The sequence below is a fragment of the Nocardioides cavernae genome (genome assembly GCF_013410035.1).
GTDB classification, from domain to species: domain Bacteria; phylum Actinomycetota; class Actinomycetes; order Propionibacteriales; family Nocardioidaceae; genus Nocardioides; species Nocardioides cavernae_A.
Genome location: NZ_JACCBW010000007.1, coordinates 69,401 through 81,617, shown reverse-complemented (window position 1 = coordinate 81,617; position 12,217 = coordinate 69,401). Strand labels below are relative to the sequence as shown.

Below are 12,217 nucleotides of genomic sequence, written 5' to 3'. Positions count from 1 at the left end.
GGACGTCGGGCACCACCCTAGACGGGACCCGCAGGGCTCGCCAATCTTCGGGCGAACTGTGGACGCGTGTCGGGTGATCGGTCCGTCAGGCGGACTCGACCACCGGCCCCGCGACGGGCTCGACCAGCCGCAGGGGTGGCACCAGGCCACCCGAGGCCAGCACGTCGAGCGCCGCCATCTCGTCGTCGTCGATGGTCAGCTCGGGCGGTGGGCCGAGGAGCACCGTCACCACGCAGTCGTGGCAGTGCAGCCCGCGCACCACGCAGGTGTCGCAGTCGATCCGTGTCGTCATGTCCGGAACGGTGACAGGGACCACCGACAACGGGCTCGGCTCAGGCCCCCAGCACGCCGAGGAGTGCGGTGACGGGCACCGCGCGAGCACCCGCGCGCGCCACGTCGCGGGCCACGGCCCGGTCCCCCGTCACCACGACGACGACCCGGCCGCGCGGCTCGGCCGAGACGAGCTGCCGGATCACGTCGTCGGCGATGACGCCCTCGGGGCTGAAGACGACCCGCACGCCCCGCGGCGCCGGCATGGCCGTGCGGACGGTCGACTCGGCGGCGTCGAACACGACGGTGGTCTCCGCCCCGGACCTCGCCACGAGCGGCCCCAGGGCCTGCACGAGCCGGCTGCGCTGCGCCTCGAGGCTGGCGGTCGGCCACGCCTGCTTGGTGACGTTGTAGCCGTCGACGACGAGCCGCGCGCGCGGCATCGCGAGCGTCTGCTCGAGCAGCGCGGGCGTCGCCGGCGCGCTGGAGGCGGGGGCCGCGTCGATGCCGGCCAGCTCGGACTCCACGGCGTCGGCGGGAGAGCCGCTCACGGCCGGCAGGCCGAGCTCGCGCCGCAGCCCGGTGGCGGCGTCGACCACGGCGTCGAGGAGCAGCCGGGCACGGATGCTGGCGGCGTCGCGCTCCGAGCGGGAGTCGCGCCGCTGGGCGGCCAGGCCCGCCTCCGCCTCCTCGAGCTGCGCGCGCATGCGGCGTACGTCCACCTCGGCGGCGCGGGTGGCGGCACCGGCGGCGGCGAGCGCCTCGTCACGCGCGGCGTACGCCGCGTCGCGCGCCTGCTCGGCTGCCCGCAGGACACCGCGGGCCTCGCCCAGGCGCTGGCGCAGGACCTTGTGCTCCGCCCTGGCCCGCTCCAGCTCCTCGCGGTGCTCCGCCCGCGCGGCGGCGAGCTCGGCCTGGACCGCCGCGAGCTGCGCCGTCAACCTGGCCTGCGCGGCATGGACCTGCTCGTCGCGTGACTCGTCCTCGACCAGCGACTCGACGAGCCCGTCGACGACCGACTCCCACCCCTCGGGGCGCGCGAGCCACGCCCGCGCGGCGTCCTCGACCGGGTCCTCACCGACCGGGGGGACGGCCGCCACCTGGACGGAGGCGTGCTCGCGGAACTCGTCGTCCTCGAGCGCGGACCAGATCGCCGCACCCCCCAGGCGCGCCCGTCGCGCGGGCGCGAAGCCTGCGACCTTGCGCAACGGGGAGGGGACGGGCGTGACCGAGGGCAGCACCGCGGAGACGAGCGCGACGATGCGCAGTCGGAGCCGCTCCGGGAGCCGCTCGGGCAGCGGCGCGGTGCCGGTCACCTGGTCCCTGTCAGCCCGCGGCCGGGTCGGCGGCCGTGTCGGCCGAGGCGCGGTCGACGACCTCGATCGCGTCCGTGCGTCCGCACCACCGGCACGACACCGACTCGACGTCCTCCGAGCGCACGGTCTGCTCCTCGACCTGGTGCTCGCCCGCGAGGTCGAAGTGCCAGTACTCGGTCGTCCGCCGGGTGCGGGTCACGTCGAACCGGGTCAGGTTGCCGCATCCGGCGCACCGCCACCGCTCGCCGTCACCGGGGACGCGGAGGTCGGTGGTCTGGTCAGGCACGGGTGCTCCTCGGGTGTACGGCGTGGGCGGGCGCGGTCAGCGTAGTCCGCGTGCCGTCGCGCCGATGTCGGATCCCACGTCTAGCGTCCCCCACATGAGCACCACTGCCACCCGGTCCACGAGCGGGACGTCCCGCTGGGAGGCGCAGCGCAGCTTCGACGAGCTCGGCCGTCCGCTCCGCGACATCACGTTCTGCGTCGTCGACCTCGAGACCACCGGTGGCTCGGCCGAGGGCGGCTCGATGATCACCGAGATCGGGGCGGTCAAGGTCCGTGGCGGTGAGGTCCTCGGCGAGTTCCAGACGCTCGTCGACCCGCGCACCGAGATCCCGCCGTTCATCGCCGTGCTCACCGGCATCACGAGCTCGATGGTCCGTGACGCGCCCCCGATCGAGTCCGCGCTCCCCGCCTTCCTGGAGTTCGCCGCCGGGTGCGTGCTCGTCGCGCACAACGCGCCGTTCGACGTGGGGTTCCTCCAGCACTTCGCACGCGAGCAGGGTCGCCCCTGGCCACGCTTCGAGGTGCTCGACACCGCCAAGCTCGCGCGACGCGTGATCACCCGCGACGACGCCCCCAACTGCAAGCTCTCGTCGCTGGCGCGCCTCTTCGGCGCCTCCACGACCCCCAACCACCGTGCCCTGTCCGACGCCCGCGCGACCGTCGACGTGCTCCACGGGCTGATGGAGCGTCTCGGCGGCCTCGGGGTCCACACGCTGGAGGAGCTGCAGACCTTCTCCTCGCGGGTCACCACCGCGCAGCGACGCAAGCGCCACCTGGCCGAGGGGCTCCCCCACGCCCCCGGCGTCTACCTCTTCCGCGACGACCGCTCCCGCGTGCTCTACGTCGGCACCTCCCGTGACCTCCGCACCCGTGTCCGCACCTACTTCACGGCGTCCGAGACCCGCACCCGGATGGGCGAGATGGTCGGGCTGGCCGCGTCGGTCACCGGCATCGAGTGCGCGACGCCCCTGGAGGCCGAGGTGCGCGAGCTGCGCCTGATCGCCGAGCACAAGCCGAAGTACAACCGCCGCTCCCGGTTCCCGGAGAAGGTCCACTTCCTCAAGCTCACCCGGGAGGCCTGGCCCCGCCTCTCGCTGGTCCGCAAGGTGCTCGACGACGACGCCGACTACCTCGGACCGTTCTCGTCACGGAAGACGGCGGAGAAGTGCCTGGCCGCCCTCCACGAGACGTTCCCCGTCCGTCAGTGCAGCGACCGGCTCCCTGCGACGCCGTCAGGGTCGTCGTGCGCGCTCGCCGAGATGGGCCGGTGCCTCTCGCCGTGCGACGGGTCGACCGACGCGTCCACCTACGGAGCGGTCGTCCGCCAGCTCCGCGACACGCTCGTCCGCAGCCCGCACGAGGTCGTCGAGGCCATCAACCGGCGGATGACCTCGCTCGCCGACCGCGAGCGCTTCGAGGAGGCCGGCGTGCACCGCGACCGGCTGGCCACCTTCGTCCGCGCCGCCGCCCGCACCCAGCGCCTCTCCGCGCTGACCGCGTGCCCGGAGATCGTCGCGGCCCGGCGGGAGGACGACGGCCGCTGGTCGGTCCACGTGGTGCGCCACGGCCGGCTCGCCGCCGCGGGCGTGATCCCGCCCGGCGCCGACGCCCACCAGTACGTCCGCGAGCTGACCGCGAGCGCCGAGACTGTCAGCGGCGCACCCGGTCCGGTGCCGGCCGCGACGGCCGAGGAGTCGGAGAAGATCCTGCGCTGGCTCGAGTCGCCGGGCGTCCGTCTCGTCGACGTGGCCGGCGAGTGGACCTGCCCGGTGGGCGGTGCCGCGCGCCACCTCGCGGTCTACGACGCGGCCACCCAGTCACGTCTGTCCTTGGTGCCCTTCGACGAGCAGCGCCTGCCGTCGCCGGTGCACCGACCCGTGCGGTGACCCCTCAGTCGAGACCGATGCTGAACGCCGACTCGAGGTCGTGCGTGCTGTAGGTGCGGAACGCGATGTGCGTCTCCGTCTCGAGGACGCCCTCGACCTTGTTGAGGCGGTCCGCGACCACCGACGCGACGTCCTCGTGCTGGCGCACCCGGACCAGCGCGATGAGGTCGATCTGCCCGGTCACCGAGTAGACCTCGCTCACGCCGTCGAGGGAGGCGATGGCCTCGGCCACCTCGGGGATGCTCGCGACGTCGGCCTTCACGAAGACGATGGCGGTGATCATGGCTTCACCGTAGCGCCAGCCGCGCCCGCAGGGACCGGCTGACCGATCGGGTGGGCCTCCTAGTCATTTGTGACCAGGCCGGGCCATTCCACCTCCCCCCGTGCGTACCGCCACCTAGCGTGACCGCGACTGTCACACCACGAGGGGACCATCCGGGATGACTCGCACGACGCGCGCGCTCAGCGCCGCAGCCGCCACCACCACGTTGGCGCTCGTCGCCGCCCTGCTCGGGTCGACGCTGCCGGCGCAGGCCGCTGCACCCGGCGTGCCGAGCGGGCTCGTGTCCGACACGGCCCCGCTGCTGCGCTGGGACGCCGTCGCAGGCGCCGCCAAGTACGAGGTCGAGGTCGGCGGGACGGTCACGTCCACCGTCAACACGGCCTGGTCGCCCACCCAGGCGATCGCGTCCGGGGACTCGACGTGGCGCGTGCGCTCCGTGTCCTCCAGCAACGAGCGCTCCGACTGGGCGGCCGCGCCGCTCAGCACCCCTGTGGTGGGTGCGCCCACGCCGACCAGCCCGGCCGCCGGTGCCGACCTGGTCCAGCCGGCCGACCCGCCGCTCCTGGCGTGGACGGCGGTGCCCGGTGCGACGTCGTACACGGTCCAGGTCGACGCCGACTCCGACATGATCGGCGCCACCTCCTACAGCACCAAGAACACCAGCCTGGTGGTCCCGACCAACCTCGGCGAGGGTGACTGGTTCTGGCAGGTGACGGCGGTCAAGGGCAGCTACCTGTCCCTGCCGAGCACGCTGTCGACCTTCGACGTCGTCGGCATCACCCGCCCCCGTCTCGTCTCGCCCGTCGGCGGCGAGGAGGTCACCGACATCGTCCTGGACTGGGACCCCGTGCCGGGCGCGGCGTCCTACGACGTCCAGGTCTCGACGAGCGAGAACTTCGCCGCCTCCCCCAGCGAGGACCTCTTCGAGGTCACCGGGATCCGCGGCACGCGCTTCTCCCCCGCCACCACCTACAACAACGAGGACTACTACTGGCGCGTGCGCGCGGTCGACTCGGCCGGCAACACGCCCCAGTGGGGCACGGTGAGCCACGAGGAGTTCAGCAAGGTCTACCTCGCCAAGCCGGTCGCGGTGCACCCGGCCAACCAGGCCGTGGTGGGCAAGCCGGTGTTCCTCGAGTGGACGCCGGTCGACCACGCCTCCGAGTACGAGGTCCAGGTCAGCGACACCTCGGGGTTCGCCCCGATCTCCACGACGTCCTGCCGGGTCTCGGGCACGACGTTCACCCCCACCAACTTCGCCATCAACCTGAACACCGGCACCAGGTCCGTGCAGCGCACGCAGGAGCGGTGCCGCCTGCAGGCCGGGGTCAACTGGTGGAAGGTGCGTCCCCTCGACGGCCCGTTCGCCAAGGGCGGCACCGTGACCGGAGTGCAGGGACAGTTCTCCGAGCCGCGCCAGTTCACCTACGACCCGGCCGCGATCACCAACATGTCGCCGGCCGACGGCGACGAGGTCGACGTCCCGACCCTGTCGTGGGACCCGGTGAGCGGCGTCGACGAGTACCGCGTCGAGGTCTTCGACAAGTTCAACAACCGCGTCGTCGAGGCGATCACGCGCTCGCCCAGCTACACCCCGTCCGGCGACACCCGCCTGGACCCCGAGCAGGGACCGTTCAGGTGGAGCGTGCTCGCCACCACGTCGGTCGGCGAGGACTCGGTGCTGCGCTACGAGGGCTTCACCCTCAGCGGCGCCCGCCCCGACCACGACAAGCCTGCGCTGACGCCGGTCTCCCCCGTCGCGGCGACGACCGGCATCAAGGGAGCCCCGACCATGACGTGGCAGCCGCACCCCGACGCGGCCTACTACGTCGTCGACATCGGCCCCAAGGCCATCGGCCAGGCCGAGCAGACCTTCTACGCCCCCATCAGCGGAGCGCTCTTCGGCGACAAGGTCCCCTACCCGGCGATGACCGACACCAGCCGCGAGCTCTTCGCCCCCGGTGACTACGTGTGGCAGGTCCGCGCCTTCGACGCGAGCAACCAGCTCATCGGGGTCGGGCCACGCGCGCAGTACACGGTCGAGCCGCTGGCCGCGGTGACCGGCCAGGGCATCGCGCTCGCCGGCTCCAAGGCGCGCACCCACGCCACCTCGTGCAAGGCCGCCGACAACTGCATCGCTCCGGCCACCCCGGTCCTGCGGTGGGACCCCGACCCGCGCGTGGCGTTCTACATCGTCTACGTCAGCCGTGACCAGCGGTTCACCAACCTGCTGGAGGCGGACACCTCGATGGCCGCCACGACCAGCTCGATGTACGCCACGACGCTGTCCAACCGCGAGTGGGCCTTCGCCGACAGCACGTCGTCCGGTGCGTACTACTGGCACGTGCGGCCCTGCGCCGACGCGAAGCACTGCGGCCCGGACCCGCGCTCGACGACCGGGTCGGTCCAGCACTCGTTCAAGAAGACCTCGCCCGCCCCGACCATGCTCCGGACGGGCAACTGGGTCAGCGACGCGACCCCCGCGATCGAGGACGACACCGAGGTCACGTTCTCGTGGAACGACTACTTCGCCGACAACCAGGCCTACACCTGGCCGAGCACCTCGGAGCGGTCCCCCCAGGCGGCGCGCCAGTACCGCGTGCAGGTCGGCACCGACTCCTCGTTCGGCACCGTGGTCGACAGCGCCCTCGTGGACCAGACGACCTACACCTCCCTCGGGGACCTCTATCCCGAGGGCACCTACTGGTGGCGGGTGCAGGCCGTCGACAGCGGCCAGAACGGTCTGCAGTGGTCCCCTGCGCGGTCGTTCACCAAGACGACCCCCGGCGTGGTCCAGGGCGCCCCGCAGGGCAACGTGTCCACCGGCGACGCCCTGACCTTCCGGTGGGGGGCGCAGAACTTCGCGACCAGCTATGACGTCGAGGTCTACAAGAACAACGACGCCACCCACTCGACCGCCAACCGCGTGTTCACCAAGCGGGTGACAACGGTGGCGTACGCGCCGGACGAGCCGCTGGCCTCCAGCGACACCGACTATCTGTGGCGCGTGCGCCGCGTCGACCGCGCCGGCAACGTCGGACCGTGGAGCGCCGACCGCTCGTTCCGGGTGAGCACCAACGCACCGGTCATCACCTCGCCCGCCAACGGGGCGAGCCAGTCCCCCACGGCACCGGTCGTCACGTGGCAGGCCGTCCCGGGTGCGGCGACGTACGCCGTGTCGCTGACGGCGAACAGCGGCTCCACCGTGGAGAGCGCCACCACGCCGTCGCTGGCCTTCGCCGCGACCAAGAAGTTCGGCACCGGCACCTACACCGCCTCCGTCACCGCTCGCAACGCGGCCGGGGCGAGCATCGGCACCGCACGCGTGACGTTCACCGTCGACGCGGGCCTGACCGCGATCCAGCCCCCGGTCATCTCCGCACCGGGGGGCAGCACGGTGGGTGCGACGCTCACGAGCGTGCCGCCGACGTGGAACCGTCCGGACGTCACGAACAGCTACCAGTGGCTGCGCGACGGAGCACGCATCAGCGGCGCGACCGGGACGACGTACGTGCTCACCGTCGCCGACATGGGCAAGGCCATCTCGCTGCAGGTGACGGGCACCAAGCCCAGCCACGACGACGGGGTCACCGTGAGCAACACCCTCGGTGTCACCGCGGCCGGGGCGCTCCAGGCGACGGTCCAGCCGACCATCACCGGCACCGCCACCGTCGGCCAGTCCCTGAAGGCGTCCACGGGGACCTGGTCCCAGGCCGCTCCCAAGCTGACCTACCAGTGGGTCAGGACGGGTGCGCCGATCCCCGGGGCGACGAGCGCGACCTACAAGCTCACGCCGGAGGACGCCGGGCGCGACGTCGCGGTGGTCGTCACCGCGACCAAGTCCGGCTTCTCCGACGGTTCCGCGACCAGCGCGGCGGTGTCGGTGGCGCGGATGAAGGCGACCGTCACGGGCGTGCTCAAGGCGGACCGGATCAAGAAGACCAAGAAGGCCCAGCTCGGCATCACGCTGACGGTCACCGGGCTCACGGGCCCCGACGGCACGATCCAGGTGCTCGACAAGGGCAAGAAGATCGCCTCCTTCACCATGGCACCGGTCCACAAGGGCAAGAAGACGCTCAAGCTCGCGAAGCTCAAGCCGGGCAAGCACACGCTGCAGGTCGTCTACATGGGCAACGCTCAGGTCTTCGGTGCCAAGTCGAAGAAGATCAAGCTCTACGTCGTCAAGTGACGACCGGCAGCCGGGTCACGGCGGGACAGTAGGCTCCCGCCGTGACCTGGCTCGCTGACCACTGGCTCGACGTCCTCGGCTGGGGCGGGAGCGCCCTGCTCGTCTACTCGCTGCTCCAGGCCAGCGTGCTCCGGCTGCGCGTCCTCAACGCCATCGCGTGCGTCATCCTCATCGTCTTCAACGCCATGCTGTCGGTCTGGCCGATGGTCGGCATGAACACGGTGCTCGTCGCGATCAACCTGTGGTTCATCGTCCGCCTCCTGCGCGAGCGGCACGACGAGAGCGCCTTCGAGGTCCTCGAGGTCGGACCGTCCGACGAGTACCTCCGGCACACCCTCAGGGTCCACGGCGCCGACATCCTCCGCTTCAACCCCGACTTTGTCCACGACCCCGCGTCGACGCACGCCGCGTTCCTCGTCCAGAAGGGCGACGAGACGGTCGGCGTGGTGCTCGTGCGCGAGGCCGACGACACCGCCGAGGTGCTCCTCGACTACGTCACGCCCCGCTACCGCGACTTCTCCCCCGGCGAGTTCGTCTGGCGTCGCAGCGGGCTGCTCAGCGACCGCGGGATACGCCGCGTGGTGACCCCTCCCGGGATGGTGGGCGCCTACTACGGCCGGCTCGGCTTCCGTCGCGACGGCGACTCCTACGTCCTCGACCTCGCCTGAGCCCGGGGACCTGTCCGTTCGACGTACAGGCGGGGCCCGCAGGTGGTCCAATGGCCTCTCCCGTCGATCGAGGTTGCCCACATGACTCCCCCACGTGCCGCGCTGGCGGCCGCCGCCGTCTGCTCCGCGCTGCTCCTGTCCAGCTGCAGCGCCGCGGCGGGTGACGACGACGACTTCCTGGACCAGGGCCCCCGCCGGATGGCGAAGACGGCCTTCGAGGACATGCGCGAGACCACGTCGATGCGCATCCAGGGCAGCCAGGAGCACGACGAGCTGGGCTTCACCCGCATGGACATCAGCCTCGACGAGGAGCAGTGCACCGCACGACTGATGACGGAGGACGGCGACATCCGGGTCGTCAAGACGACCGAGGGCGCGTGGTTCCAGGCCGATGACCGGTTCGTGCGCATGCACACGGACGCGTCCGACGCGGTCGTGTCGCGTCTCAGCGGGTCCTGGCTGGCCGTCGACAAGCGCAGGGACGACGCCATCCTCGAGATGTGCGACCTCGACAGCTTCCTGGGTGGGTTCCGGCTGAAGAAGAAGGACACCTACGACACCATCCAGGTCGGCGAGCGCGAGGACGTGGGCGGCACGGACGCGATCGCGTTGCGAGGTCGAGACGGGGAGGAGCGCGTCACGGTGTGGGTGGCCGTCGAGGCCCCGCACCGCGTCCTCAAGATGGCCCTGACCGACGACACCGGCCTGCCCGACGAGCTGTTCTTCGGCAGCTTCGGCGACCCGGTCGACCCGAGACGTCCCGACCCGAAGGACGTGCTGAAGGTCCCCCGGAGCTAGGCCGAGCTCGCCGCCACCCACCGCTCGAGGGCGGCCGCGGCTGCCCCTGAGTCGATCGCCTCGGCGGCCCGCGCCACCCCGGCGGCCAGGGCGGGCTCGACGTCGTCGGCCGGCGCCCCGTGCACCGCGAGCGCGGCACCCGCGTTGAGGACCACCGCGTCGCGCACCGGCCCGGCGTCCCCCGCCAGCATCCGGCGTACGACCTCGGCGTTGTGGGCCGCGTCGCCCCCGCGGAGGTCCTCGGTGCTCGCACGGGCGATGCCCAGCGAGAGCGGGTCGACGGCGTGCTCGGTCACCGATCCGTCGTGCACCCGCCACAGCGTCGACGTGGTCGTCGTGGTGAGCTCGTCGAGCCCGTCGTCACCCCGGAAGACCCACGCGTCCACCCCGCGCCGGGCGAGCACGCCCGCCATGACGGGTGCCATCCGGGCGTCGGCGCACCCGATCGCCTGCGCCTGCGGCCGGGCGGGGTTGGTGAGCGGGCCGAGGATGTTGAAGGTCGTCGCGATGCCGAGCTCGCGGCGGGGCACCGCCGCGTGCCGCATCGCGGGGTGGAAGGCGGCGGAGAAGCAGAAGGTGATGCCGGCCTCCTCCGCGACCTCCGCCACACGCGCGGGTGACAGGTCGAGCCTGATGCCGAGGGCCTCGAGGACGTCGGCGGAACCGGACTTCGACGACGCCGAGCGGTTGCCGTGCTTGACCACGCGTGCCCCCGCGCCGGCGGCGACGATCGCGGACATCGTGGAGATGTTGACCGACATCGACCGGTCGCCGCCCGTGCCGACGACGTCGAGGAGGCGGCCCGGCACCGAGATGGGGTTGGCTGCTGCGAGCATGGCCGAGGCGAAGCCGGAGACCTCGTCGACGGTCTCGCCCTTGGCGCGCAGCGCCACGATGAACGCCGCGACCTGGACCGGCGTCGCCGCCCCGGCGAACAGCTCGTCGGTGGCCCATCGCGCCTGCTCGGTCGTCAGGTCGCTGCCGGCGACCAGCGTGGAGAGGACGTCGGGCCAGGTGTGGGACATGGGATCAGGCTAGTGGCGCCCCGAGCGGGTGCGGCCGTGAGCCCAGAGGGTGGGTCGGCCGGTGGTGTTCCGGCGGTCAGCCAGTGGTCAGGAGGTGGCCGGGACCGACGGGCGCAGCAGTCCGACGACGGACTCGGCGAGCTGGATCGGGTCGATCGGGTGCGGGACCGCCGCCTCGGCACGCGACCAGGTCGCGAGCCACGCGTCCTGCGGACGGCCGGTGAGCACGACCACCGGGGGGCACTCGTAGATCTCGTCCTTGAGCTGCTTGGCGATGCCCATCCCGCCGGCCGGCACGGCCTCGCCGTCGAGGATGGCGAGGGCGATGTCGCCGCGGTCCATGTTCTGGAGGACGACGGGCTCGGTGGCGACCTCGACGTACTCGACCTCGGGCAGGTCCGGGTGCGGACGGCGGCCCAGCGCCAGGATGACCTGCTGGCGGGTGTTCACGTCGTCGCTGTAGACGAGGACCTTGAGGGGACGGTCTGCGGATGCATCAGTCACGAGACGCATCGTAACCGTGCCCGCGCGGGCCTGCGCCTGAGGCGCTCGTCACACGCGCGCGCCGCTCCTGCAGGTCCAGCTTCCGGTCCTCCCGGGCGGCCTCCTTCATCGACGAGCGCAGCCACTGGGTGAACAGGACGCCGAAGAACAGCACGCCGATGAGGTCGCCGCTCGCCCAGAGGATCCCGCCGGCGAGGTGCTGGTCCTCCAGCGCGGGCGGCAGCCAGGCGCCCATCGGTCCCTCGCGCAGCGCCAGGTAGTGCTCGGCGCCGATGAGTCTCGTCTGCCCCATGATCGTCACGCCGAGGAACGCGTGGAACGGCAGCGTCATGAGCGTCAGCAGGACGCGGAACGGGTGGCTCACCCGCCCGGGCACCGGGTCGACACCCATGAGGGGCCAGAAGAACAGCGTGCCGACCAGCACGAGGTGGATGTGCATCATCTGGTGGACGTACGACGAGCTGAGGCTGGCGTCGTACCACGAGCTGAAGTAGAGCGCCCAGGGCGACGCGACGTAGAGGACGAAGGCGAGCGGCGCGAAGGCCAGCACCGTGGCCAGGCGCGAGTGGAGGACCGCGAGCAGCCAGCGCCGCGGCGCCGCGGGGAGCGTGCGCAGCGCGAGGGTGACCGGCGCGCCGAGCGCGAGGGCGAGGGGGACGACCATCGAGAGCAGCATGTGCTGCACCATGTGCACGCTCAGGAGCGTGGTGTCGTAGCGGCCCAGCCCGGACAGCGTCGCGAGCACGAACGAGCCCATCCCGAGCCCGACGAACGCGAGGGTTCGCCCGACCGGCCACCGGTCGCCGCGGCGGTGCAGCGTGACCACGCCGAGGGCGTACAGGCCGACCGCCCACACCGCCACCACGAACGGGATCGGGTCGATCCCCCACTCGGTGAACACGCTGCCGAGCGTGAACGGAGGCAGGGTCTCAGCGGCGTCCTGGGAGGACGCGGAGAGGACGGGGAGCACCCTGTGAACTTTATGACGTCACT

At 72.2% G+C, this 12,217-nt stretch carries 11 protein-coding genes; 4 read left to right on the top strand and 7 right to left on the bottom strand.

Annotation, left to right across the window (positions count from 1 at the left end):
- Nucleotides 1-85: 85 nt before the first annotated feature.
- Genes F4692_RS20165 through F4692_RS20155 form a run of 3 tightly spaced genes read right to left on the bottom strand, consistent with a single transcriptional unit; the run spans nt 86 to nt 1,872 of the window.
- Entirely contained in the window at nt 86-292 is a 207-nt protein-coding gene (locus F4692_RS20165) for a hypothetical protein (RefSeq protein WP_179621524.1), read from the bottom strand.
- 40 nt (nt 293-332) lie between these two features.
- Nucleotides 333-1,586 (bottom strand): NYN domain-containing protein, encoded by a 1,254-nt coding sequence (locus F4692_RS21920; RefSeq protein WP_179621523.1) that lies wholly within the window; start codon nt 1,584-1,586, stop codon nt 333-335.
- A gap of 10 nt (nt 1,587-1,596) precedes the next feature.
- Nucleotides 1,597-1,872: a hypothetical protein gene (locus F4692_RS20155; protein ID WP_179621522.1), complete on the bottom strand. Its 276-nt coding sequence runs from the start codon at nt 1,870-1,872 to the stop codon at nt 1,597-1,599.
- A 94-nt stretch (nt 1,873-1,966) separates the two neighbouring features.
- Between F4692_RS20155 and F4692_RS20150 the strand changes: the two genes are divergently transcribed.
- Nucleotides 1,967-3,757: a DEDD exonuclease domain-containing protein gene (locus F4692_RS20150; protein WP_179621521.1), complete on the top strand. Its 1,791-nt coding sequence runs from the start codon at nt 1,967-1,969 to the stop codon at nt 3,755-3,757.
- A 4-nt stretch (nt 3,758-3,761) separates the two neighbouring features.
- Here the strand turns inward: F4692_RS20150 and F4692_RS20145 are convergent, their stop codons facing one another.
- Nucleotides 3,762-4,040 (bottom strand): Lrp/AsnC family transcriptional regulator, encoded by a 279-nt coding sequence (locus tag F4692_RS20145; protein ID WP_179621520.1) that lies wholly within the window; start codon nt 4,038-4,040, stop codon nt 3,762-3,764.
- 157 nt (nt 4,041-4,197) lie between these two features.
- Here F4692_RS20145 and F4692_RS20140 point away from each other — a divergent pair, with 157 nt between their 5' ends.
- The 3 genes from F4692_RS20140 to F4692_RS20130 all read left to right on the top strand — a co-directional run bounded on the left by F4692_RS20140 (nt 4,198) and on the right by F4692_RS20130 (nt 9,695).
- Entirely contained in the window at nt 4,198-8,229 is a 4,032-nt protein-coding gene (locus F4692_RS20140) for an Ig-like domain repeat protein (protein WP_179621519.1), read from the top strand.
- A gap of 41 nt (nt 8,230-8,270) precedes the next feature.
- Nucleotides 8,271-8,897: a YgjV family protein gene (locus tag F4692_RS20135; RefSeq protein ID WP_179621518.1), complete on the top strand. Its 627-nt coding sequence runs from the start codon at nt 8,271-8,273 to the stop codon at nt 8,895-8,897.
- Nucleotides 8,898-8,978: 81 nt separating this feature from the next.
- Nucleotides 8,979-9,695, top strand: coding sequence for a hypothetical protein (locus tag F4692_RS20130; RefSeq protein ID WP_179621517.1), 717 nt, complete (start codon nt 8,979-8,981; stop codon nt 9,693-9,695).
- On the opposite strand, the gene trpD is transcribed toward F4692_RS20130, so the two are convergent.
- The 3 genes from trpD to F4692_RS20115 all read right to left on the bottom strand — a co-directional run bounded on the left by trpD (nt 9,692) and on the right by F4692_RS20115 (nt 12,194).
- Complete coding sequence (trpD, locus tag F4692_RS20125) at nt 9,692-10,720, bottom strand: anthranilate phosphoribosyltransferase (RefSeq protein WP_179621516.1); 1,029 nt, start codon at nt 10,718-10,720, stop codon at nt 9,692-9,694. The two genes, F4692_RS20130 and trpD, sit on opposite strands and share 4 nt — an antisense overlap.
- 87 nt (nt 10,721-10,807) lie before the next feature.
- Nucleotides 10,808-11,233: an Rv3143 family two-component system response regulator gene (locus F4692_RS20120; protein WP_179621515.1), complete on the bottom strand. Its 426-nt coding sequence runs from the start codon at nt 11,231-11,233 to the stop codon at nt 10,808-10,810.
- Complete coding sequence (locus F4692_RS20115) at nt 11,217-12,194, bottom strand: cytochrome c oxidase assembly protein (RefSeq protein ID WP_308645399.1); 978 nt, start codon at nt 12,192-12,194, stop codon at nt 11,217-11,219. Before F4692_RS20115 ends, F4692_RS20120 begins: the two co-directional genes overlap by 17 nt.
- Between the last annotated feature and the right edge of the window lie 23 nt (nt 12,195-12,217).

What these genes read in the sequence shown, in the direction of transcription:
- trpD (WP_179621516.1), bottom strand. Translation starts at nt 10,720, where the DNA reads ATGTCCCACACCTGGCCCGACGTCCTCTCCACGCTGGTCGCCGGCAGC.
- F4692_RS20145 (WP_179621520.1), bottom strand. Translation starts at nt 4,040, where the DNA reads ATGATCACCGCCATCGTCTTCGTGAAGGCCGACGTCGCGAGCATCCCC.
- F4692_RS20165 (WP_179621524.1), bottom strand. Translation starts at nt 292, where the DNA reads ATGACGACACGGATCGACTGCGACACCTGCGTGGTGCGCGGGCTGCAC.
- F4692_RS20130 (WP_179621517.1), top strand. Translation starts at nt 8,979, where the DNA reads ATGACTCCCCCACGTGCCGCGCTGGCGGCCGCCGCCGTCTGCTCCGCG.
- F4692_RS20150 (WP_179621521.1), top strand. Translation starts at nt 1,967, where the DNA reads ATGAGCACCACTGCCACCCGGTCCACGAGCGGGACGTCCCGCTGGGAG.
- F4692_RS20120 (WP_179621515.1), bottom strand. Translation starts at nt 11,233, where the DNA reads ATGCGTCTCGTGACTGATGCATCCGCAGACCGTCCCCTCAAGGTCCTC.
- F4692_RS20140 (WP_179621519.1), top strand. Translation starts at nt 4,198, where the DNA reads ATGACTCGCACGACGCGCGCGCTCAGCGCCGCAGCCGCCACCACCACG.